At 64.4% G+C, this 23,270-nt stretch carries 22 protein-coding genes; 6 read left to right on the plus strand and 16 right to left on the minus strand.

Translation table 11 applies throughout. From position 1 onward, the window contains the following. The first annotated feature begins 50 nt into the window (after positions 1-50). Positions 51-989: a metallophosphoesterase gene (locus CK220_RS28800; RefSeq protein WP_095814765.1), complete on the plus strand. Its 939-nt coding sequence runs from the start codon at positions 51-53 to the stop codon at positions 987-989. Here CK220_RS28800 and CK220_RS28805 read toward each other — a convergent pair. From CK220_RS28805 to leuA, 4 genes are all read right to left on the minus strand, one after another. Then, positions 979-1,596, minus strand: a complete 618-nt coding sequence (locus CK220_RS28805; protein WP_095814766.1) for a hypothetical protein — start codon at positions 1,594-1,596, stop codon at positions 979-981. The two genes, CK220_RS28800 and CK220_RS28805, sit on opposite strands and share 11 nt — an antisense overlap. 68 nt (positions 1,597-1,664) lie before the next feature. Then, a complete protein-coding gene (locus tag CK220_RS28810; RefSeq protein ID WP_095814767.1) occupies positions 1,665-2,465 on the minus strand; it encodes an alpha/beta fold hydrolase in 801 nt (266 codons plus the stop codon). Positions 2,466-2,670: 205 nt separating this feature from the next. Then, positions 2,671-4,458, minus strand: coding sequence for a tetratricopeptide repeat protein (locus tag CK220_RS28815; RefSeq protein ID WP_095814768.1), 1,788 nt, complete (start codon positions 4,456-4,458; stop codon positions 2,671-2,673). A gap of 190 nt (positions 4,459-4,648) precedes the next feature. Continuing rightward, a complete protein-coding gene (leuA, locus tag CK220_RS28820) occupies positions 4,649-6,325 on the minus strand; it encodes a 2-isopropylmalate synthase (protein ID WP_095814785.1) in 1,677 nt (558 codons plus the stop codon). A 526-nt stretch (positions 6,326-6,851) separates the two neighbouring features. On the opposite strand from leuA, the gene CK220_RS28830 reads away from it, so the two are divergent. Continuing rightward, a complete protein-coding gene (locus tag CK220_RS28830) occupies positions 6,852-8,018 on the plus strand; it encodes an ATP-grasp domain-containing protein (protein WP_095814769.1) in 1,167 nt (388 codons plus the stop codon). Positions 8,019-8,022: 4 nt separating this feature from the next. Further along, positions 8,023-8,799: an alpha/beta hydrolase-fold protein gene (locus CK220_RS28835; protein ID WP_095814770.1), complete on the plus strand. Its 777-nt coding sequence runs from the start codon at positions 8,023-8,025 to the stop codon at positions 8,797-8,799. Positions 8,800-9,202: 403 nt separating this feature from the next. Here the strand turns inward: CK220_RS28835 and CK220_RS28840 are convergent, their stop codons facing one another. The 5 genes from CK220_RS28840 to CK220_RS28860 all read right to left on the minus strand — a co-directional run bounded on the left by CK220_RS28840 (position 9,203) and on the right by CK220_RS28860 (position 12,852). Beyond that, entirely contained in the window at positions 9,203-9,955 is a 753-nt protein-coding gene (locus CK220_RS28840) for an SDR family NAD(P)-dependent oxidoreductase (protein ID WP_095814786.1), read from the minus strand. Positions 9,956-10,007: 52 nt separating this feature from the next. Beyond that, positions 10,008-11,057 carry an AbrB family transcriptional regulator gene (locus CK220_RS28845; RefSeq protein ID WP_095814771.1) on the minus strand — a complete coding sequence of 350 codons (1,050 nt, stop codon included), beginning with the start codon at positions 11,055-11,057 and terminating at the stop codon, positions 10,008-10,010. Positions 11,058-11,184: 127 nt separating this feature from the next. Then, positions 11,185-11,496, minus strand: a complete 312-nt coding sequence (locus CK220_RS28850; RefSeq protein WP_095814772.1) for a putative quinol monooxygenase — start codon at positions 11,494-11,496, stop codon at positions 11,185-11,187. Between the two features lie 52 nt (positions 11,497-11,548). Beyond that, positions 11,549-12,334, minus strand: a complete 786-nt coding sequence (locus CK220_RS28855) for an SDR family oxidoreductase (protein WP_095814773.1) — start codon at positions 12,332-12,334, stop codon at positions 11,549-11,551. Positions 12,335-12,417: 83 nt separating this feature from the next. Further along, positions 12,418-12,852 (minus strand): DsrE family protein, encoded by a 435-nt coding sequence (locus CK220_RS28860; protein WP_095814774.1) that lies wholly within the window; start codon positions 12,850-12,852, stop codon positions 12,418-12,420. 92 nt (positions 12,853-12,944) lie between these two features. On the opposite strand from CK220_RS28860, the gene CK220_RS28865 reads away from it, so the two are divergent. Continuing rightward, positions 12,945-14,000: a hypothetical protein gene (locus tag CK220_RS28865; RefSeq protein WP_245429435.1), complete on the plus strand. Its 1,056-nt coding sequence runs from the start codon at positions 12,945-12,947 to the stop codon at positions 13,998-14,000. A gap of 111 nt (positions 14,001-14,111) precedes the next feature. Here CK220_RS28865 and CK220_RS28870 read toward each other — a convergent pair whose 3' ends face one another. From CK220_RS28870 to CK220_RS28890, 5 genes are all read right to left on the minus strand, one after another. Continuing rightward, positions 14,112-15,059: a cation diffusion facilitator family transporter gene (locus CK220_RS28870; protein WP_095814776.1), complete on the minus strand. Its 948-nt coding sequence runs from the start codon at positions 15,057-15,059 to the stop codon at positions 14,112-14,114. 5 nt (positions 15,060-15,064) lie between these two features. Beyond that, entirely contained in the window at positions 15,065-17,254 is a 2,190-nt protein-coding gene (locus CK220_RS28875; RefSeq protein WP_095814787.1) for an anthranilate synthase, read from the minus strand. Between the two features lie 235 nt (positions 17,255-17,489). Further along, a complete protein-coding gene (locus tag CK220_RS28880; RefSeq protein ID WP_095814777.1) occupies positions 17,490-18,542 on the minus strand; it encodes a succinylglutamate desuccinylase/aspartoacylase family protein in 1,053 nt (350 codons plus the stop codon). A 155-nt stretch (positions 18,543-18,697) separates the two neighbouring features. Further along, complete coding sequence (locus tag CK220_RS28885) at positions 18,698-20,074, minus strand: FAD-containing oxidoreductase (RefSeq protein WP_095814778.1); 1,377 nt, start codon at positions 20,072-20,074, stop codon at positions 18,698-18,700. Then, on the minus strand, positions 20,071-20,532 hold the full coding sequence (locus CK220_RS28890) for a DUF4126 domain-containing protein (RefSeq protein WP_095814788.1): 462 nt from the start codon (positions 20,530-20,532) through the stop codon (positions 20,071-20,073). The genes CK220_RS28885 and CK220_RS28890 overlap by 4 nt, the downstream gene beginning before the upstream one ends. A gap of 134 nt (positions 20,533-20,666) precedes the next feature. Here CK220_RS28890 and CK220_RS28895 point away from each other — a divergent pair, with 134 nt between their 5' ends. After that, entirely contained in the window at positions 20,667-21,224 is a 558-nt protein-coding gene (locus CK220_RS28895) for a sugar O-acetyltransferase (protein ID WP_095814779.1), read from the plus strand. Here the strand turns inward: CK220_RS28895 and CK220_RS28900 are convergent. Then, on the minus strand, positions 21,211-22,194 hold the full coding sequence (locus CK220_RS28900; RefSeq protein WP_095814780.1) for a helix-turn-helix domain-containing protein: 984 nt from the start codon (positions 22,192-22,194) through the stop codon (positions 21,211-21,213). The genes CK220_RS28895 and CK220_RS28900 overlap by 14 nt on opposite strands. Positions 22,195-22,320: 126 nt before the next feature. Between CK220_RS28900 and CK220_RS28905 the strand changes: the two genes are divergently transcribed. After that, positions 22,321-22,962, plus strand: coding sequence for a cysteine hydrolase family protein (locus tag CK220_RS28905; protein ID WP_095814781.1), 642 nt, complete (start codon positions 22,321-22,323; stop codon positions 22,960-22,962). Positions 22,963-23,135: 173 nt separating this feature from the next. Here CK220_RS28905 and CK220_RS28910 read toward each other — a convergent pair. Further along, positions 23,136-23,270 (minus strand): formate--tetrahydrofolate ligase (locus CK220_RS28910; protein ID WP_141245250.1); only part of this gene is annotated, 135 nt, incomplete at its 5' end.

A 23,270-nucleotide genomic window follows, 5' to 3' on the forward strand; every position in this document is an offset into this window, starting at 1 on the left:
ACAGGAAACGTTGAGTAGAAAGCCCGGACCGGGTCGCTTAAGAAGGGGCTATGCTCAGGCTTGCACATATTTCCGATGTCCATCTGGGGCCGCTGCCCGATGTAACCTATCGCGATCTGGCGTCCAAGCGGGTGCTGGGTTACGTCAACTGGCAGCGCAACCGCCGCCGCCATATGCACGATGCGGTGATCGACACGATTGTCGGCGATATCAAAGCCAACGCCCCCGACCACCTCGCCGTCACCGGCGATCTCGTCAACCTGGCGCTCGATGGCGAGATCGAGATGGCGAAACATTGGCTGGAGACGCTGGGCTCTGCGGACGACGTATCCGTGGTGCCGGGCAATCATGATGCCTATGTGCCTGGCGCCTTCGACAAGGTCTGCCGGTCATGGGCGCCATGGATGACGGGCGACGGCATCAACAGCCCGATCGATCGCAATTCCTTTCCCTATTTGCGGGTGCGCGGTGATGTCGCTCTGATCGGCGTCACGACGGCGCGGGCCACGGCGCCGTTCATGGCCAACGGCTTCTTCATGGAGGGCCAGGCGGAGCGGCTCGGCAAGATTCTCGACGCCACGGCCAGACAGGGGCTGTTTCGCGCCATCATGATCCATCATCCGCCGGTGCGCGGCGCGGTCTCGCAACATAAGCGGCTGTTCGGTATCGCGCGCTTCCACAAAGTCATTCGCCGGTATGGCGCCGAGCTTGTGCTGCACGGCCACTCGCACTTGCCCTCGCTGTTCACCATCGGTCCGCGCGGCGCCAAGGTGCCCGTGGTCGGCGTCGCCGCCGCCGGCCAGGCTCCGGGCGGCAGTCATCCCGCCGCTCAGTACAATCTGTTCGAGATCGGCGGGGAAAAAGGCGGTTGGACCATCCGCCTGACACGGCGCGGCCTGACCGGTCCGGCCCTGCCGCCATCGGACATTCAGGTGATTGAGCTCGGTGCCGATATGCCGGTGGTGCGCGAGCCCGTCGTCAGAAGCTGATCTTCATCTGGGCGATGCGGTCCCAGAACAGCACCAGCGATACCGCCAGGCCGACCAGGGCGCCGGCGGCGATCAAGCCAAGGCCGGCGAAGAAGGTTGTCCAGCCGTTGCGGCGCGTTGCAGCCTGCAAAGGCGGCTCGGCTTCCCGGACCTCGGCTCGATGCAGGCCAGTCACCGCGCTCTCGACCGCGCCTTCCATCATCCGCTGCCGCTCGACGACACGCTCGGCCACGTATCGCGTCACGGCATCGGCGACGGGCTTCATGTCGGTCGATTCGGCCAGCACCACGCGGCCGATGCGCGTGTCCTTAAGGAAGCGGAAGGTGCGCCGATCCCGCCCCATGGCGACATGGCTGACGGCATCGACCCACAGCCGCGGCTGCAGGCCGGAGGAGACGGCGAAGTCGAAATTGTCGATGTCCGCCGGCACATCGGCGAAAACGGGGGCGAGCTCCGCGGCCAGCAACTCGAGCCGCATGCGGTGCGCCTCGCGCATGTCGACCACCACATCGTCGCGGTCGGCGAAGGCGTTCTTGACGTCGCGGATCGCGTCCGAGAGCTTCCGCGACGGCTCGATCGGGGTGATTTTGTCGCCTGCATCCTTCATGGCGCTGCCTCGCTGTTGGTAAACAGCGAGTTAACACAGTCGCCGGCAAAATGCACTGCGAGATGGGCTCAGCTTGCCGCTGCGCTGAATACCGGTCTCTGGATTCTGCCGCGGCGGCGCGTGTTACGGCGCACGGCCTCGGCAATCAAGTCAGGCGCCTCCTCGACCAGCATGTGGCCAGCCTCCAGCACGTGGTGCAGGTGGAAATGCGACGGCAAACTCTCGGCCTGGGCGACGGGCAGGACGGGATCGTCCGATCCCCAAAGCACCATCACCGGCATGCTCAGGGTTTCCAGCGGTTCACTCGGGATGATACCTTGCCGGTCATCCCTGGTGACCACGGCTGCAGCACGGACGAGGGTCCGCAACTGGCCCGGCCGCTTGCGCATGCGGCAAAGCGCCTCCACCACATGTTCGGGGGGAACACTTTGCGGCCCCGACATGGCGGCAAGACAAGCGCGGACCTCCTCTCTATCAGCCGCGGCCGCATAGCGTCGCAGCAACGGACCGTTGATCTCGGGGCCGAAGCCGCCGGGTGCTAGCAAGGTCAGTGAGGCCACCCTGTCGGGATCGGCAAATGCCATCAAGGTCGCGATCGCGCCGCCCATCGAATGGCCGACGACGTGAACTTTGCCCAGGCGGCGCGCGCCCAGATCGGTCAGGACGGCCCCGGCGGCCTGCTTGACGCCTGACGCCTGGCACTCGAGGGAGTCTCCGTGGCCCGGCAGATCGTAGGCCAATGTCCTCACGTCGGGCGTCAATCCCGCAATCACGTCGCGCCAGATCGAATGGCAGGCGCCGAAGCCGTGCAGGAAGACGATCGTCTTCGAGCCAGCACCGCATTCGGCGACGTGAAGAGAGTGAAACATCGATATTGTTGGCTGCGAAGCGGTATGAACGACAATCCAAGATTGTGGCTGAATTGCTCCCTGGGCGGATCGAAAGCCAGTAAAATTTTTGCGAATTCGCTGTGCGCGCCTCAACCGAACGCGCAATCAGGCCTGCGGTGCCGAGCAGAGCCGGCATGCGAATTCAATCAGGCTCGCACGCGTCAGCGAATGGGCCAACGTTCGCTCAGCTTGGATTGCCGATGCCCGCGGAGCGCAAGGATTGCACCAGCCGGTCGACGAGATCGGAGGGGTACCTCCGGTCGATAAAGGTCGCGCGCGGATTGGCGGCGAATTTCGGGAATTCGGCCGTGAGCTCGTTCGCCAATTCGTTTGCGAGCTTGTCGCGGCCTGAGATCTTGGCGCCGATCAGGCGTGCCGCCAAATAATGCGACTTGGACGCAGTGGTCCGCAGCGACTCGCTGGCAATCGCTGCTCTCTTGGTGTCGCCTTGCATGAAGGCTCCGACAAACAGGCCATAGTCCCACCAGGTCGGATGACCGCTGAAAGCTTCGACGGCATGGCCCAGGATCGGCGTTCCTTCCTGGTATCTGCCGGCGAAAATCAGGCCATAACCATAAGCGGCGGCCATGCCGAGATCATAGGGGTTGAGCTCATAGGCCTTGCGCATCCAGCGGATCGCTTCGTCCGTATTGCCGAGGCGCGAGTTGAGGTAGCCATAGGCGCGATGCGCGTGCGGGCTCATCGGTGCCATCTGAATGGCTCGGTGGGCAAACGACATGGCCTGCTCGACCGTTGCGCCGGGCGGATAGGCATAGCGGTTGTTGACGGCTTCCAGATGCAGAGAAGCCAGTTCCGAGTAGACGAGCGACGATTTGGTGCTTTCTCTGACCAGCTTCTCCAGACAGCGATAGGCAGCTTCGTGCGCCTTGGCGCTCTGGTCGAGATAGTAGCGGTCGTCGAGCACCAGACATCCGATCTGGCTGGTCCGGATATCGCTCTGGTCGATATAGCTGTAGATCGCGCCCGAAGCGGGGATCGTAGAGGTCAGGAGATTGGCGATGTTGCTTTCGACGGCACCAGGCGCGCTTTCGGCCGATGTCAGGTTGCGGGACAGGAGAACCCGTCCCGTCGCGACGCTCTGCAGCTCAATCATGACCTCGCCGGCGGCAGTCCCGGGAATAAGATCGAAAACGAAGCTGATCGGATCGGCGGAACGATTGCGCGTAGCGTCGGCGTCGCGTCCGATGAAGTCTATTGTATCGAAGCCGGCGAGACCGGCGCGCAGCGAGGAAGCAACACGGGCCGCCTCGGGTCCGTCGGCTTTGATGGCCAAGTAGATCAAAGGCAGGCCGTCGAACGTTTGAGAAGCGACGCTGCTGGTCGCGCCTGCCGTTTCGGCTTCGACCGGCGCGGCCGCGTCGTCACCATGAAGAAACGCGTTACCCTGGCGGACGACAAGGATACCCAGCATGGCGATGACCAGCACCATGGCGGCCCAGAAGAACCGCAATTGGCGCGTCAGCGATGACGCGGATCCGGTCGTTGACGGGGTCGTCATCAGTGCCACGGCTTCGACCGGCGCGGCGGCCGGCTCAGGCTTCTCGAAATGCTTGGAAGGCCGAGCGGGCTGGCCTGCATTCGCAGACTTGGCATCGGCTGGGAGCCGTATCGCGTTCAGTTCGTAAGAAGGCACATAGCCGCCGCGCGGAATGGCGATGCGCACCGGCTCGGCAATACCTTCGCTGGCAAAATACTGATCCAAAAGCTCGCGCAGCCGCCCCGCTTGGACCCTGACGACCGCGTCGGTCGATCCGTCGAAATCGCCGTCCTTGCCGAAGACATCCATGGCAATGGATACACCCTTCAGCCGGTCGGCTTCGCCTGCCTGCTCGCGTTCGACGAGATAGCGTAACAGCCTGCGGGCCCGCTCGGATCGTCCGAACGTTTCGCTGGCAAGCAGTCGCTCCAATGTCTCGCGCACTGCGGGGGCGGCAGGCGTGGCAGGCTCCAAGTGTCGGACCTTTCAGAGTCGGCACAGGTTAGAGCGCGATAATATAGCGCGCGCTCCGGCAGACAAGGAACCTTCTGTTATGTGATCGCGTAAGCCACGGGAAATTTACCGGCCGGTTAACGAATTTGAACGCGGCTCGCGCCTGCCATGAAGCGTGGCACGTCCGATGAACGCGCCACGCTTCGAACAATCAGCCGGCCCTGCGGCCCAGGATACGGTTCGCGGCCGAGACCACGGCCTCCAGCGAGGCGGCGACGATGTTGGTGTTTATGCCTGCGCCGAACAGCTTGCCGCCCGGATATTCCATCTCGACATAGGAAATGGCCGAGGCATTCGAGCCGCGCTGCAAGGAATGCTCGGAATAGTCGAGCACCGACATGTCGACGCCGATATGGCGCGAAAGCGCATCGACGAAGCCGTCGATCGGGCCGGTGCCGGTGCCGGTGATGGTCACTTCCTTGCCGTTGTCGAGGATCTCCGCCTCGACCACGCGACGGCCCTTAACCTCAGTGTCCGGATAGGTGCGATGGTCGAGGAATTTCAGTCGCGCGCCAGGCTGGTCGACATAGGCTTCGAGGAAGCGCTCGTGGATGCGCTTGGCCGGCACTTCCTTGCCTTCGGCGTCGGTGATCGCCTGGATGTCCTGGCTGAACTCGATCTGCAGGTTGCGCGGCAGATTAAGGCCGTAGTCGGCATGCAGCACGTAGGCGATGCCGCCCTTGCCCGACTGCGAGTTGATGCGGATGATCGCCTCATAGGTGCGGCCGACATCGGCCGGGTCGATCGGCAGGTAGGGCACTTCCCAGACCGGCGTGTTGGCTTTGCGCAGCGCCTTCATGCCCTTGTTGATGGCATCTTGGTGCGAGCCGGAGAAAGCGGTGTAGACGAGCTCGCCGACATAGGGGTGGCGTTCCGGGATCTTCAGCTGGTTCGAATATTCGTAGACGTCCTTCATCCGGTTGATGTCGGAGCAGTCCAGCTCGGGATCGATGCCTTGCGTGTACATGTTGAGCGCCAGCGTGACGATGTCGACATTGCCGGTGCGCTCGCCATTGCCGAACAGCGTTCCCTCGACGCGGTCGGCGCCGGCCATCAGGCCGAGCTCGGTAGTGGCGATGCCGGTGCCGCGGTCGTTGTGCGGATGCAGCGAGATGATCAGCTTGTCGCGGTTGTCGAGATTGCGGCACATCCACTCGATGCGGTCGGCATAGACGTTGGGGGTCGACATCTCGACGGTCGAGGGCAGGTTGATGATCAGCTTGTTGTCAGCCGTCGGCTTCACGATCTCGGTGACGGCGTTGCAGATCTCCAGCGCGACCTCGAGCTCGGTGCCGGTGAAGCTCTCCGGCGAATATTCGAAACGGAAGCCACCGCCGGCCTTGGCGGCCATGTCGGTGATCATCTTGGCGGCATCGGTGGCGATGCGCTTGATGCCGGCGACGTCTTTCTCGAAGACGACGCGGCGCTGCAGCTCGCTGGTCGAGTTGTAGAAATGCACAATCGGACGGTGGGCGCCCTTGAGCGCCTCGAACGTTCGCGTGATCAGCTCGGGCCGGCACTGCACCAGAACCTGCAGCGACACATCCTTGGGCACGCCGCCCTCCTCGACGCACCAGCGGGCGAAGTCGAAGTCGGTCTGCGAGGCCGACGGGAAACCGATCTCGATCTCCTTGAAGCCCATATCGAGCAGCAGCGCAAACATGCGCGCCTTGCGCTCATGGCCCATCGGATCGATCAGCGCCTGGTTGCCGTCGCGCAGGTCGACCGAGCACCAGATCGGCGCCTTGTCGATCACCTTGGACGGCCAGGTGCGATCGGCGAGGTTGACGGTCGGATAGGGCTGATATTTGCGCGCGGCATCGGGCATGTGCCCGGGCACTTGCGCGCCCGTTTCGGCCTCGCCGGCGCGGATTGCTTCCCTTCTATTCATCGTCGTTTCTCCCGGCGGCTCGTGAGACCGCTTTCAGGCGGATCGGTGCCGAGCGGCGCCTTTACCAAAGTTTCGTTCGCTTGATGTGACTTGCCTATCTAGCCAAGGAGCAGGCGCCTAACGCGGCGGTTTTCGACCGCCGGGCGCTCCTTCAGCGAACCCGGCGATCGCCGATAAGGCCGAGAAGAAGCAGGGTCGAAGCAAGCGCGCGCACGGTCTCGCCGGCAAAGCCGGGGCGAGGAGAAGCGACAGAGCGGGTGCGCGTGGTCATGCCGGCTCTCTTACAGGAGCGGGCATCTGGAGGCAAGTGCCGGTCCGGCTTTAAGTCTTTGGTTTCATGCATATCGTCCTCCCAAAATCGCGGCACAGTTTTGGGCGACATGCATTGGCGCGGCTCTTTCCCGCATCAGCCAAATGCGCCACACTCGCTTCCGCAGCACCTGATCCCAGGGGGAGGTCGTGCATGAATTTCGTGTTCTTCTCGCCGCATTTTCCGGCCAACGGCGCCGATTTCTGCGACCGGCTGAAGAAGGCCGGCGCCACCGTGCTCGGCATCGGCGACGCTCCCTATGAGACGCTGAGCGCCAAGCTGAAAGCGGCGCTTTCGGAATACTATCGGGTCGCGGACATGGACGACTACGACGCCGTATTCCGGGCGATGGGCCATTTCATCCACAAATGGGGCCGCATCGACCGCTTCGAGTCGTTGAACGAGCACTGGCTGGAGCTTGAAGCCAATATCCGCACCGATTTCAACATCTTCGGCACCAAGCTCGACTTCGTGAAGAATTTGAAGCGCAAGAGCCGCATGCGGGCGTTTTTCCGCAAGAGCGGCGTCGAGACAATCCCGCAACGCAAATGCTCCGACCGCGCCGGCGCCATGACCTTCATCCGCCGGGTCGGCTATCCGGTGGTGGTGAAACCGGATTCGGGCTCCGGCGCCTCGAACACGTTCAAGATCTCCAACGCGAAGGAGCTCGACCAGTTCTTCAAGGAGAAACCCGAGGGCGTGACCTTCGTCATGGAGCAGTTCATCGAGGGGCTGGTGGTGACCTTCGACGGGCTGGTCAACCGCGACGGCGAGGTCGTGCTGGCGGCGAGCCACCGCTACGACCAGAGCGTCATGGAAGTGGTCAACCGCGACCGCCATATGAGCTACACCTGCTTCCCCGAGATCACCCCGGCGGTCGAGGAGGCAGGCCGCAAGATCCTGAAGGCGTTCGACGTACGCGAGCGCTTCTTCCACATCGAACTGTTCGAGACCAGGGACAAGCGCATCATAGCGCTCGAGGTCAACATGCGGCCGCCAGGCGCCTGGATGACGGACGCGATCAACTACACTTTCGACATCGACGTCTATTCCGAATGGGCCAACATGGTGGTGAAGGACGCGGCCGGCGGCCCTTACAAAGGCAAGTATTTCACCGCCTATGCCAGCCGCAAGCGGCACCTCGACTATTTGCACAGCCATGAGGACGTGCTAGCCGCCCACGGCGACAAGATCGTTCACCATCAGGCCATCGAAGAGGTTTTCAGCCGCGCCATGGGCAACTACGCCTACCAGATGCGCTCGAAGGACCAGAAGGCGCTGCGTCAGGCGGTCGACTATATCCACGCGGAAAAGGCGTGAGCCGATGGACGTTTCCTATCACAAGGCCCATGCCCGCAACCTCGGCCGCGACATGGAACACAAGCGCTACGGCCATGCCGGGCGGCCGGTGGTGGTATTTCCGACCTCGCAGGGGCGTTTTTACCAGTTCGAGGATTCGGGCGGCGTCGCAGCGCTCGCCGAATTCATCGACACCGGCCGCATCCAGCTGTTTACGCTCGACGGCATCGATTCCGAATCCTTCTTCGACAAGCACGGCGATCCCCCCAGTCGCATCGCCCGCCACGAGGCCTATTTCCGCTATGTGCGCGAGGAGGCGCTGCCGGAGCTCCAGGCGGTTGCCGCCAAGGCCAATGGCGGACGCTCCCTCAAGCCGCTGTTCTGCGGCTGCTCGATGGGCGGCTACCACTCGTCGAATTTCGTGTTCCGCTTTCCGGAGCTGGCGAGCGGCGTGATCTCGCTGTCCGGCGTCTATTCGACGCGCGACTTCTTCGGTCGGGCGCTGGAGGGCAGCATCTTCTACAATTCGCCGCTCGACTATCTGCCGGGCATCGTCGACCAGAAGCTGCTCGGGCGGCTGAGGGCGCTGAGGCTGATCTTCTGCTGCGGGCAGGGCGCCTGGGAAGAACGAATGCTCGTCGAAACGCGCGAACTGGAGCAGGTGCTGCGCGAGAGATCCATTCCGGCCTGGGTCGACTATTGGGGCGGCGACGTCAGCCACGACTGGCCGTGGTGGCACAAGCAACTCGTCTATTTCTTTGGCCGCTGGCTGGATGACGACCTGATGCACAGGATCGACTGACGACCGCGCCCGACCCAATCCGCCGCTTTGTGGAAGCCTCGCGTCATGCGGCGCCTCCAGCGCCACCTGGAAGCGGCCGTCGGGCCGCGCCAATGCCGGCGACACCGGGGCCTTTCTCGACACCTTCACCGCCGATGCCTTGCTCACCGGTTGGGGCCGTTCCGAAGGCGACCGGATCGCCAGCCTGATCATCGCCTGAGATCCGTCCCGTCAGCTCATCGGCAAGCGTCTGGCTCAAATATGACCTTCTGCTCTCATCTCTAGTGGAGAGCCAACACAGCCGTCAGGCGGCGATATCGCTCAACCTTAGTCGAAAGGGCGCCATCGCGCCTCGCGAGGTTGGCCGTCGCCTCGGGTCCTCTGATGTGGAACGGTGGCGTGGGCGCGCTTTCGCGGGCCGCTCTCAGTAGGTCGCGCGTCCGCCGGACAGATCGAAAGTGGCCCCGGTGGTGAAGGAATTCTCGTCCGAGAGCATGAAGGCGACCATGGCCGCTGCCTCCTCCACCTCGACGAATCGACCGCGCGGCACCTTGCTGAGCATATAGGTCACCTGGGCCTCGGTGAGCTGTTCGAGGATACGGGTGCGGGCGGGCGAGGGGGTCAACGCGTTGACGGCGATGTCGCGGCCGGCGAGTTCCTTGCCAAGCGACTTGGTCAGCGCAAGCACGCCGGCTTTGGCAGCCGAATAGGCGGCGGCGTTGGGATTGCCTTCCTTGCCGGCCACGGAAGCGACATTGACGATACGGCCGTAGTTGCGCGCGATCATGCCGGGCACCAGGCGTCTGCAGCAGTAAAAGACGCCGTTGAGGTCGATTTCGATGATCTGCCGCCAGGCGGCGGGGTCATAGTCCACCACGGTCGCGGCCGGCCCGGCAATGCCTGCATTGTTGACAAGGAGATCGACGGGCCCGAGCGCCTGTTCGGTCAGGATGGCGGCGCGGTCGACGGCCTCGATCTGCGACTGGTCGCAAAGCAAGGCTTCGACCCGGCCCGAGGGAGCAAGCTCGGCCGCAGCGCTCGTCATCGCGGCCTGGTCGATGTCCCAGATGGCGACGCTTGCGCCCGACGACAGCAGGCGTCGGGCGACCGCAAGGCCGATGCCTTGCGCGCCGCCGGTCACGACCGCGACACGGCCAGAGAGATCGACGGCATTCAAACGACGGTTCATGGCCATTTCCTTTGCCTCCCCATGCATTTGGTAGCGCGGATCAGTCCCTGACGTTTCGCGCCACAAGCTTGGCGACGCTTGGCCCAATGAGCAGCACGACGAGGAAACGGGCCGACTGCAGCGCCATGACGAAGGAGATGTCGACGTTCTGTGCGGCGGCGGCGATGATGGCGACGCTGTCCATGCCGCCGGGGCTGGTCGCCAGATAGGCGGTCAGCGGATCGATGCCGAGTACGCGGCTGGTGACGAAAGCCATGCCGCCGCAGAAGGCGATCAACGCTACGATCGAGGCGATGATCTGCGGCAGGGCGCGTGCCGCGTGGCGCAGGATCGGCCGGGTGAAGTTCAGCCCGATCGACCAGCCGACCATGGCGTAGCTGACGGCCAGCAGCCAGGGCGGCAATTGCATCGGCACGCTGAAGCCGAGATGGATTACCGTGCCAAAGATGAAGGTGCCAAGGAAGAAGGGCGATGGCAGCCTGAGCAGCTTGCCGAGCAGACCGCCGACAATCGCGATGCCGAGGGTGGCGCCGGCCAACGGATCGATCGGCGGAAACCAGACGATGGGCGGCATTTCGACGCCCGACGTGTCGACCCACATCTTGGCGACGAGCGCCGCCGTCATCGAGACGAAGATGACGCGCAGATACTGCATGAAGGCGACGAGGCGCTGGTCGGCACCAAAGGCGCCGGCCATCAGCACCATGGCGGTGGCGGCGCCCGGCGAGGACCCCCAGACGGCCGTGGTGCCGGGCAGGATGCGCCAGCGGCTGATCAGCCAGCCGAGCAGGCTGGAGGCCGTGAGCGTCGCCACCACCGTCCCGAAGAAGAGCGCCCATTCGGCGTAGAAGACCGGAAAGATGTCGACAGAGATTGAGTTCGCCACCAAGCAGCCGACCACGGCCTGGGCGGAGCCGAACAGCGCGCGGGGTACGCGCACCGTGGCGCCGTTGGTGCCGGCCAGGATCGCCGCCAGCATCGGGCCGATCAGCAGCGCTGCAGGCAAGGCGGCCAATTCCAGCGCGCCGGCGAACAGCAGTGAGAGCACCACCAGCTCCAGCCACTGCTGCGGCGGGCGTAATCGCGCCATGCGTTCAACAGATGGTTGTTCCAGCGACGGTCGCTCCGGTGAAGAGTCCCTATCCGGCTCTTAGCCCGGGCACGGACAAATGCGAACCCACTTTCCCGCGGAAGCGCCGTTCGCGCCGGTCTCGCGCTCAGCTGCCCTCGTCGGGGACCGGAAGGCCGAAGCCGCCGACAGGATGGGTCTCGACCTGGAATTCGAAGCCGGCGATGAAAGGACGCGCCCGGGCGATCGCTGCCTGGACTTCGGGCAATTGCAGGGATGCCTTGTGGCTTGCCTGGTCGATCCACACTTCCGTGACCCAGATCGCGTCGGCATCGGCCGGATCGGTGGCGATGATGTAGCTCAGGCAGCCGGGCAGGGCACCGGTGGTCTCACGCAGCACGTCCATGACTGCATCGCGCTGGCCGCGTGCCGCCCGCAGCTTGCCGATCAGTCCGAACATTCCCTTCCTCTCCCTCCAGGTTGCACGCTGAGCTGAGTATGCAATCGCCGGCTCACGGCATCAACTGGCCACCATTGACCTCGATCACCTGGCCGATGATGTAGCCGCTCAAGAGGCCGGAAGACAGGAATAGATAAGCGCCGACACAATCTTCGGCCGTTCCGGCGCGACCCTGCGGAATGGTCGCGACCATGCCCTTGATCTGCTCGGCGCTGGAATAGCGTTCGTGGAACGGGGTCAGGATGGTGCCGGGCGCCACGGCGTTGACGCGGATGCCGAAGCCGATCAGCTCCTTGGCCATGCCCCGAGTTACATTGGAGACGAAGGCCTTGGACGAGCCATAGATGCCGGCGCCGCCGCCGGCGCCGTTGCGGGCGGCGATCGAGGTGGTGTTGATGATGAAGCCGCCCTGGCGCTTCAGCCATGGGATCGCCTTGCGCGAGGCCGTCAGCACCGAGCGCGCGTTGAGATCCATCACCGCATCGTAATGCGCTTCGGTCTGCTCGGCATAGGCAACGCGGCCGAGCATGCCGCCGGCATTGTTGACCAGCCCGTCGAGCCGGCCGAAATGTTCAGCGCTTTCCTCGACCACACGCTCGACGTCGGCGGGAACCGAAAAATCGCCCTGCGTCAAAAACACCTCGCCGCCGTCGTCGCGGATGGTTTTGGCGAGCTCTTCGGCGGCTTCCCGGCTTGAGTTGTAGTGAAGCCCAACCCGGCATTGCTGCCGGGCGTAGGCGAGGGCGAGGGCTGCTCCGATCCCGGTCGAGGCGCCGGTGACCAGCACCGCCTTGCCGGCAAGATCGGGAATGACAAGCGTGGTCGGATTGGCTGGCACGTCGGTATCTCCAGGATTGCGCTGACAATTGGTAGACGCTTGCCGGCCAGGTGTTCAAGTCAAGGCAAGATCGCGGCGCGAATTCAGGGCCGCAGATAGACATAGCCCTGGCGCTGCAGCTCCGCGAGCTTGACCACGCCGCCTTTCTCCGCGACCTGGAAGCCGGCAAGCAGGTCGGTCAGTGCGATGTCCATGCCATGCATGGTGTTGCCGCAGGCCTGCGGAACAAGCCCCTGCTGGACGAGGCCGGCAAAGCGGTTCGAGGTTGCGCCGGAAGCGCTCTTTGCCTTGAAGGCCGCAAGCGCCGGACCATGCACGACCAGCACGACCTCGACATCGCCGCCGGTGCCCTCATAGTGGTTCTTGATGTTGCCGAGGACGAAGTTGACCTTGTCGGCGTCGCTGAGATGATAGGCTACCTTCAGCCTGTCCTCGCCGGTGGCGGCGCTCGCCTGGCGCAGACCGAAAAAACTGGCCGCTCCGGCAAGACCGGCGCGGAAAATGTCACGGCGCAGCATCGCATCCTCCTCGATCCGGCGGCTCTCGCAAGTTTGCGTGGCCCAGCCTTGGTGCCTAGACTAGCATAAATCGCAATCACGGTGGGGGCGCGGTGCTGGGTGCCGCGTTGTTCTTTGTCGGCGCGGCGCTCGCAGATGATGCTCGCAAGCTGACCGAACTCAGCCCGAACGGCGCCGACGTCTGCTTCGGCCGGGTCTATGATGCCGCCCATCTCAAGGCGCATCCGCACCAGAAGGTGGCGCGCATCTTCTTCTACTATGGCCACGATCCAGTCAGCCGGCCGAACGAGGAGCCGAGCACGATGTCCGACGCTGCCTATAACGGCTTTCTCACCACCACGGTTCGCGGCGCCAAGAAGCCGGAATGGGCGGCTGGCTGGTGCAACAATGAGGATCCGAGCGACAAGGCGAGCGGCATCCGCTGCGGCATGGAATGCGATCGCACGCTCGCCTCGCTGAAAGTCGACGACAAGGGCCGGCTGATCCTCTCCAACGTGCAGCCTGACGTCTATCTCGACGCCGGCGCGGAGGAGGATCTCGGCAAGGCGAGATACAACGAGCAGGCGCTTGGCAGGGAGGACGACAATTTCCGTCTCGATCCAATGCCGGCCGACACCTGCAAGGCGGAGTTCGCGCGCATCGCTCCGATCGACCCGGCGCTCGGGGCTCCGCTGCGCGAGCGGCTGAAGCCGGACCAGCCCTTCTGCTTCGGCCGCGACTATGATGACGCGCATCTGAAATCCCATCCCGACCAGATGACGCAGTCGATCCGCGTCTTCCGCGGGCCGATCGAGCTCGCTTCCTTCGCCGCCGGTGGCGATGCCGCCAACTGGCCAGACGGCGCCGACATCGCGATCTCGGTGACGACCAGGCAGAAAGAGGCCAAGGTCATGCAGACCTATTCCTGCCAGGGCGAGGCCGATCAGTGGCGCTGCTCGGCCAGCTCGAAGATGAGCGACTTTGCCTGCGACATCTCGCAGAAGGAGCTTTTTCTCAAGCGCGGCGCCAGCGGCACGATGCTACTGGCTAACCCCAACAATGCGCTCGCCATTGTCGACCTCTGCTCGAAGCTAGCGGGCGGCAAGACCAAGTCCGACGATAAGATCTACAGGCTGAACCCGATGCCGCAGTCGGCCTGCACGCCGTAACTAGCGCCTCGTCCTTCTATGGCGGAGCAAGGAGAAGCAACGCGGCGCAGACCGAGCATGACGAAGTCGAAAGGCTGCGGCTGATTTTCCGGGCCGTGACCGGGAAAGCGCTCAGGCGAAAGGCACTGCCGTCGTGCCTTTCGGCAGCTTCGCCTCGTCGTCCGGCTCGACATGGATTGTGACGCGCACTGAAGGAATTTCGGCCTTTAGCGCATCCTCGATGCGGTCGCAGATGACATGACTGGCGCCGACCGTCATGTCGGCGTCGACGACCAGGTGAAACTCGATGAAGGTCGCTCGCCCGGCGATGCGCGTTTTCAGGTCATGCACTTCCAGCGCGCCTTTCGAATTGGCCGAAATGATGTCGCGGATTTGCATGTGCTCCTGGGTGTCGACGGCACGATCCATCAGTCCGCTCAGCGACTCTCCGGTGAGCTTCCAGCCCTGATAGAGAATGTTCAGCGCCACAAGGAGCGCAAGCAGCGGGTCGAGGATGTGCCATCCAGTCATCACCGCGGCGACGAGGCCCACGATGACGCCCACCGAGGTAAGCACGTCGGTCATGATGTGCTGGCCGTCGGCGACCAGCGCCGGCGACCGTTCGGTCCGGCCGTTGCGGATCAGCACGAATGCCCAGACGGCATTGACGAGCGCCGCGCCGGCATTGATCGCCAAGCCCTGCCAGGGCTGTTCGAGCGACGCGGGGTTCTGCAGCGACTGCCACACCTTGGCGATGATCAGCAAGGCCGCAACGACGATCAGAACACCCTCGAGCACCGCAGAGAAATACTCGGCCTTGTGATGGCCGAAGGGGTGGTCGCTATCGGCCGGCTTATGGCTGATGCGGATCGCCCAGAGAGCGGCTGCCGCTGTGATGACGTTGACGATGGATTCCAAAGCATCGGAATAGAGGGCGACGGAGCCGGTCATCTGCCAGGCAACGAATTTCAGCCCCATCACCAGGAAGGCGATGACGATCGACCAGAGAGCGAGGCTGGCAATCTTGCGCTTCGCGGCGGCTCTTGCGGCCGCCGTCGTCGTGTCTTCCATGGCGGCCATCGTTGCTAGGCAGCCTTTTCCTTGGCCTTGCGCGGCAGATGCGCAACGATGTTCTCGATGATGCGCATGCCGGCATTGTGGCCGAGCGTCATGATCGATTCCGGGTGGAACTGCACGGCGGCGATCGGCTCCTTGCGGTGCTCGAAGGCCATGATGACGCCGTCCTCGGTCTCGGCCGTCACCACGAAACCTTCGGGCAGGCGCACCGGATCGGCGAAGATCGAATGGTAACGGCCAACGGTCACTTCCTTGGGCAGCCCCGAGAAGATGATGCCCGGCTTCGAGACGCGGATGCGCGAGGGCTTGCCATGCATCGGAATGTGCAGCTGCCGCAACTCGCCGCCATAGGCTTCGGCCAGCGCCTGCAGGCCGAGACAGACGCCGAAGACCGGCAGGTCGCGGGCGCGGGCTCGTCTGATGGTGGCGGCGCAGTCGAAGTCCTTCGGCGTGCCCGGTCCGGGGGAGAGCACGACGAGATCGGGCTTCAGCCGCTCGAACACCTCTTCCGGCACCGGCGTGCGCACGGTGGAGACATTGGCGCCGGTCTGGCGGAAGTAGTTGGCCAGCGTGTGGACGAAGGAGTCCTCGTGATCGACGAGCAGGATGTTGACGCCGTCGCCGACGCGCGCGGTGGTGCGTTCGGCGCCTGCGGCGTTGCCGGTCTTGGCGTCTCGTATGGCGGAGAGCATGGCGGATGCCTTCAGTTCGGTTTCGGCTTCTTCTTCCTCAGGAATGCTGTCGAAAAGCAATGTGGCGCCGGCGCGCACTTCGGCGATGCCGTCCTTGATGCGGATGGTGCGCAGCGTCAGCCCGGTGTTCATGTCGCCGTTGAAATTGACCATGCCGATCGCCCCGCCATACCAGGCGCGCGGGCTTTTCTCGTTCTGCTCGATGAAGCGCATGGCCCAGAGCTTCGGCGCGCCGGTGACGGTAACCGCCCAGGCGTGCGACAGGAAGGCGTCGAAGGCGTCCATGCCTTCGCGCAGCCGCCCCTCGATATGGTCGACTGTGTGGATCAGGCGCGAATACATCTCAATCTGGCGGCGGCCGATGACGCGCACGGAGCCCGGTTCGCAGACGCGCGACTTGTCGTTGCGGTCGACGTCCGAGCACATGGTCAGCTCGGACTCGTCCTTCTTGGAGTTGAGCAGCTTGAGGATCTGTTCCGAGTCGGAGATGGCGTCGTCGCCGCGCTTGATGGTGCCGGAGATGGGGCAGGTCTCGACGCGGCGGCCGTTGACGCGCACGAACATCTCCGGCGAGGCGCCGATCAGATATTCGTTTTCCCCCAAATTGATGAAGAAGGAATAGGGCGAGGGGTTGATCGACTTCAGCTTGCGGGAAATGTCGGAGGGCTGGGTTTCGCAGCGCTCGTAGAACATCTGTCCAGGCACGACCTCGAACAGGTCGCCGCGCTTGAAGCTCTCCATCGCCCGGCGCACCAAATTGGCATATTCGCCGGGCTCATGGTCGCCGCGCGGCGGGATGCGGTCGGCGGTCCTGAACGGCTCGACAAGAGCATCGCGGGCCAAGCCTTCCGTGGAAAACCCTTCGCCGGAATAGTCGTAGCGGTCGGTCCAGGCCTTGGTCGAATAGTGGTCGACGACGAGGATCTCGTCGGGCAGGAACAGCACCAGGTCGCGCTGGCTCTGCTTGCGCTCGAGCTTGTAATCGACGGGGTCGAACTGGAAGGCAAGATCGTAGCCGAAGGCGCCGTAAAGGCCGAGATTGGCGTCCTCGGCGGTCTTGAACAAAGCCGTGATGGCACGCAGCACCGTGAAGACGGACGGCACCCGGCTGCGCTCCTCCTCGGTGAAGACGCGGCCGGGCTTGGCGACATCGAGGCGGATCAGCTTTTTCGAGCTCTCGGCAATCGTCACCTCGCTCAGCGCGCCAAGCGCCTTGCCGATCACCGGCAGCAGCACTTCGCCGCGCTGGTTCAGCGCCTCAATGCGCATGGCACGGCCGCGCGCCGAGATCACCAGCGGCGGATCGATGATGGCAGTGTCCCAGCGTGTGTAACGGCCCGGATATTCGTAGTTCGAGGAGAACACCGCGCCGCGGCGGGAATTCAGGCCGTCGACATAGGCGTCGATCGCGCCTTCATAGGGCTGGTCATGGCGCTCTCGGGTGATCGTCACCCCGCCTGCGGTGACGAAGCGCTCCGCCCCGTTGTCCAGAACTGTAGTCGTCATTGCCGTCTCCATCAGCGTTTTGGGCAACGGACCCGGGAATGGCTTGAAAAAACAAATGGCCGCCCGGACATTCCGTTGCGGCCACCCTCATTTTCACGCACGCGCGTTCGAACCGGCCGCTGTCAGCGAGCCCACCACCAAACGGTCTTGTTCGAACGCATGTTCATAGGGACTCCCATAGCGGCGAATGACGGCCCACGCAACTGGATTTCACGCGAACGGTAAAGCCGGCCCGTCAGTCCTCCAGCGTGCCGGAGCGCGCGTCGGCGCTCCTCTTGTCGCCGGCGAACTTCAAAAGATCCTCACCGGCGCGGATGATGCGGCGCGAACGGCGGGTCAGGATGAAACCCGACTGGGGCGCGAACACCTCGGTGCGGCCGCCAGCTTCGCCGGGCGCATGAACGATCGTCGCCAGCCGGTCGCCCTTGTTGACGCGGTCGCCAGGCTTGACGTCGTACAGGATGGCGCCGGCCTTGGGCGAGGGCATCATCTCGATGTTTTCCAGCGGAACGACGGCGCCGGAGAAGCTGCTCGGCTTCGGGACGGAAGGGTCCTGGATGACGCCCCGCGTCACCAGCAAGCGGTAGAGACCGGCGGCGTCGGAGGCGGCCAAGCCGCTGTCGACATCCAGCATGCCGCGATATTCGACCGTGGTGGCGACGCGCCTGTCGAACCGCGCGACGCTCGCAGGCACATTTTGATAGGGCATGATCGAGGCGCCCTCGAAGGTACCGCTACTGTCCTCCCTCCACAGCAAGACGGCATCGATGCCCATCGCAGCCGCGCAATCGGCCATATGCGGCCACAGGCTGGTGTGGATGTAGATATAAGGAAGACCTTCGTCGTCGCAGTGGAGATCGAGCACGATGTCGTTGCCGAGCGAGAGCTCGACCCGCTTCTTCAGCCGGCGGTCGGCGCCGCCGAGGCTGACATCCGCTAAAAGCTTGGCGTCCGGCGCGGCAAGCAGCGGGAAGGCGCGGTTGAAGTTGGTGCGGGTGCCGAGGTTGAAGCGGCCCTGATGCTCACCGAAGTGATACTGGGCGCGGCCGATCGGGTTGGCCCACGGCACGACGGTGATGGCGCCCTTGATGCGCCCTTCTGCTTCGGCCCTGGCAAGCATCGGCATCAGCGCGTCGATGGCGACGACGCCCGGCAACTCCCCGGCATGAAGCGCCGCCTGCAGATAGGCCGAGGGCGCCGCCTTGTCCGTGCCCCCGAAGCGGAAAACCGGGAATTCATAAGCAACGCCTTCGCTGTCGCCTGCGATGCGCTCGATGGTCTTTTGCATGGGGTTGACCTCCAATGAAGCGGCCAGACATGCATCGTTGCGGCCAGGGTGTCAGTGGTCCAGTCCGCCCGCGCGATAGGCGCAAGCCGACTGTCGAACGCCTTGAGCACTGTTTTGCCAAGACCGAGAGGCCGACGTGCAGCGGCGATCTGGCGTTAGGCCAGCGGCTTCAAGTCCTGGGCGATGGTCGGCAGAAGCTCCGAGACGTTGGGGTGGATGTGCATGGCGCGCGCCAGCGTCGAGACCGGCGCCTTGGCATACATCAGATCGAGCACTGAGTGGATCGCCTCGTCGCCGCCCGGTCCGAGCACCGAACAGCCGAGGATCTCGCCGGTGTCGGCGTCGGCCAGGATCTTCATGAAGCCTTGCGTCTCGCCCTTTTCGACGGCGCGGCCGACACGGGTCATCGGCCGCTGGCCGACAAGCGCGCGGCGGCCGGATTTCTTGACAGCGTTCTCGGTCATGCCGCAGCGGCCGAGCGGCGGATCGATATAGAGCGCATAGGCCTCGATCCGGTCGGTGACCTTGCGCGGATCGTTGTCGAGCAGATTGGCGGCGACGATCTCGTAGTCGTTGTAGGAGGTGTGGGTGAAGGCGCCCTTGCCGTTGCAGTCGCCCATCGCCCAGATGCCGGGCACATTGGTGCGCAACTGGTCGTCGACGACGATGTAGCCGCGCTGGTCGACCTCGACGCCGGCCTTGTCGAGGCCGAGGTCGTCGGTGTTGGGGACGCGGCCGAGCGCCAGCAGCACATGCGAGCCGACCGCCGGCGGCTTGCCGGCGGAGAAGGTCACGGCGATACCGTTGCCCTGCCTGGCAAAGGCGATGTCCTGGGCGCCGACATGGACGGTGATGCCTTCGTTTTCGAGGATCGACTGGATCGCGGCCGAGACGTCCTCGTCCTCGCGGCCGGTCAGCCGCGGCGCTTTCTCGATCACCGTGACCTCGGAGCCGAAACGGCGGAACATCTGGGCGAATTCGAGCGAGATATAGCTGCCGCCGACGACGACCAGATGGCTGGGCAGCACATCGAGATCCATCATCGAGGAGTTGGTGAGATAAGGGACGTCGTTGACGCCGGGCAGGTCCGGCACGGAGGCGCGCCCGCCGGTGTTGAGGAAGATTTTTGGCGCGGTCAGCAGGTCGTCGCCGACGCGCACTGTATTAGCGGATTCGAATCTGGCATGGCCGCGATAAAGCGTGCAGCCCTTCATCCCCGCGATCCAGCTTTCGAGATTGGCGCGGGCGTCGTTGGTCACCTTGTCCTTGCGTGCCTTGATCCTTTGATAGTCGACCCCGACCGGACCGGAGAGCGCGACGCCATAGTCGGCAGCGCGGCGGGCAAGATGCGCGGCGTAGGCGCTCGCCACCATCGCCTTGGTCGGCATGCAGCCGGTGTTGACGCAGGTGCCGCCGATAAGCTTGCGCTCGATCAGCGCCACGCTCATGCCGGCGGCCTCGAGCCGGCCGGCGAGCGAAGGGCCGGCCTGGCCGGCGCCAATGACGATGGCGTCGAAGCTCTTCGCGCTCATGCGACCGCCGCCACGATCAGCAGGCCGCCGATGATCGCCACCGCGTCCTCGATGAAGGCGGCAGGCGGATCCTTGCCGAAGGCGGCAGCCATCCTTGCGCGTGCCTCTGCGCCGCCGAGCGTGCCGATCACCGCGCCTATCGTGCCGGCGATGAGGCCGCCGATGGTGGCGCCGGCCGTGGCGCCGATCACCGCGCCGCAGAAGGCGCCCGTGACGATGCGGGCGCCGAATTGCTGCGGCACCTTGCGGCTCGGCGTGGACGGCAACTGGTCGGTGACAAGCTCGACGATCGCCAGGACGGTGAAGACGCCGACCGCGATCCAGTGGCCCATGAAGCCTGCCCAGGTGCCGGCAACCGGGATCCAGCCGAGATACGAGCCCCAGGCAACGACGGCCGGCGCGGTCATGGCGCGAAGGCCGGCGACGACGCCAATCAGCAATGCCAGAATGTAGAGCATCATCACCCCCCTCAAATTCGGAGCCCCGCACGGTTCCGCGGATGGCAAGCTAGCATAGGCCTGGCGTTTGGCCACGGGCTTTTCCGGCCGGGCGGATTGTGCTTTGGCAGCGGGACGGGAATGGAGGAGCGGCCATGACGAAAGGCGAGCGCATGAAGATGGCGGCGGGCGAATGGTACAGCTGCATCGACCCGGAGCTGGAAGCGCTGCGCGTGGCCGCCAGCGATGCGGTGTTCGAGCATAACAGCATGCCGCCCCGGCAGCGCGGCGACATCGGCGCGGCCTTGCGAGCGCTGCTCGGCGGCGTGGGCGAGGGCGCGCGCATCGAGGCGCCGTTCCACTGCGCTTACGGCTTCAACCTGTTCCTCGGCGACGGCGCCTTCCTCAACGCCGGTTGCACCATCCTCGATACCGCGCCGGTGAAGATCGGCAGGAGGACGCTGCTTGGCCCCAATGTGCAGATCTATTGCGCCGAGCATCACCGCGAGGCCGCCGGGCGGCTGGCCGGATTGGAGATCGCCAAATCGGTGACGATCGGCGATAACGCGTGGATCGGCGGCAGCGCGGTGATCCTCGCCGGTGTCAGCATCGGCGAAGGCGCCATCGTCGGTGCCGGCGCGGTGGTGACGCGCGACGTGCCGGCCAATGCGACCGTGGTCGGCAACCCGGCGCGGGTGGTTACACGCCGCTGAGGGCGACCTGTGCGCCGCCCTTCGAGAATTCCCGCCGGTACTGCATCGGCGACGTTCTGAGCCGCGCCGCGAAATGCTGGCGCAGCGACGTGGCGCTGCCGAAGCCGGCCTCGAAGGCCACCATGTCCATCGACTTGTCGGTCTGTTCCAGCAGCCTCTGCGCCAGCGCCACGCGCTGTTCGGCCAGCCAGTTGCCGAAGCTGGTGCCGGTCGTCTTCTGGAAGCGACGCGTAAAGGTGCGGCGGGTGAGGCCAGCTGCTTCGGCGACGCTGTCCAGGGTGTGAGCTTTGCCAAGCGTTGCCCGCACCTCATCAAGGGCTTTTGTGAATCGGTCGGCGTTTGGCGTGGGCGCCAGCGGGCGCTCGATGAACTGAGCCTGTCCGCCCTGCCTGTGCGGCGACAGCACGATGTGGCGGGCGAGCCGAAGCGCTGCCTCGGCGCCGTAGCGGGCGCGCACGATGTGCAGGCAGCAGTCCAGCCCGGCGGCGACGCCGGCCGAGGTGACGATGTCGCCTTCATCGACATAGAGAACATCCGCGTCGACGGCGATGTCGGGGTGGAGCACTTGCAACTGATCGGTATAGGCCCAATGCGTGGTCGCCTTGCGTCCCGCCAGCAGTCCGGCGGCGGCGATGGCGAACGTGCCGAGGCACAGGCCGACGATCAGCGCGCCGCGCTCATGTGCCTGTTCGAGTGCATGCTTGAGCGGCGCGGCCAGCGGAGCATCGAGATCCTTCCAGCTTGGGATGATGACGATGTCGGCCGCGTCGAGCGCCGAAAGATCGTGCGGGACCGAAATGCTCAAACCGGCATCGGTACGGATAGGTCCTTGCTCCACCGCGCAGACGCGGAAGTCGAAGCGCGGCAGGCCGAGCTTGGTGCGGTCCGCGCCGAAGACCAGGCAAGGCACGGAAAGGTGGAACGGGCTGATGCCGTCGAAGGCGACGACGGCGATGATCGGATTGCGCATGCAGACATCACCAGGTTACGGCAAAGAGCGTCCCAATTCTTTCGAATAATGTCAATTGGGCCACTTTCTGCGAAAGGATGTTCGGCCTAGCTTCGCGCCCATCAACCCGGTCGAAAGGAAACCGCCATGTCAGCACCAGCCACCCAGCCACGCCGCGCGCTCGTCGTCGTCGATGTCCAGAACGACTACAATGGCGGCAATCTCGCCATCCAGCATCCGCCCTTCGCCGACAGCGTCGCCAATGTGGCGCGCGCCATGGACGCCGCCACCGCTGCCGGCATCAAGGTCGTGGTCGTGAAGCAGATGGCGCCGGGGACTTCGCCGATCTTCGCCAAGGGCAGCCATGGCGGCGAACTGCATCCCGAGATCGCCGGGCGCGCCCGCGACCACTATGTCGAGAAGACGCTGCCCTCCGCCTTCACAGGCACCGACCTCGAGAACTGGCTGCGCGCCAACCACATCGATACGATCGCGGTCGTCGGCTACATGACGCATAATTGCGACCTGTCGACCATCATCCATGCGGTGCATATGGGCTTTGCCGTCGAGTTCCTATCGGATGCCAGCGGCTCGGTTCCCTACGCCAACAGCGCCGGCTACGCGTCTGCCGAAGACATCCATCGCGTGGTGAGCGTGGTGCTGCAGTCGCGCTTCGCCGCAGTGCTCAAGACCGCGGAATGGATCGATTGCCTGAAGACCGGGGCCCTGCCGGAGCGCGACACGATCTATGCGTCGAACCAGCGGGCGCTGAAGCGGAACGCTGCATAGAGCATTTCACCGCTTCACGGACACGGCGAAGGCTCTGGCTTTTGCTTTTGACGCAATTCCGGACGGAAAACCGCTCACACTTTTCCTGGAATTGCTCTAGCCGCACCAACGCCGAAAGAAAAAGGGCGCTGCAACAGTGCGGCGCCCTTGGTCGTTTCAGCTCCTGACGCTGCTTAGAACAGGCCCTCGATCTGGCCCTGCTCGTTGAGGAAGATCTTTTCCGAGGAGGGTGCCTTGGGCAGGCCGGGCATGGTCATGATCTCGCCGCAGATGATGACGACGAAGCCGGCGCCGGCCGAGAGCCTGAC

The sequence above is a fragment of the Mesorhizobium sp. WSM3860 genome (genome assembly GCF_002294995.1).
Classification (GTDB): domain Bacteria; phylum Pseudomonadota; class Alphaproteobacteria; order Rhizobiales; family Rhizobiaceae; genus Mesorhizobium.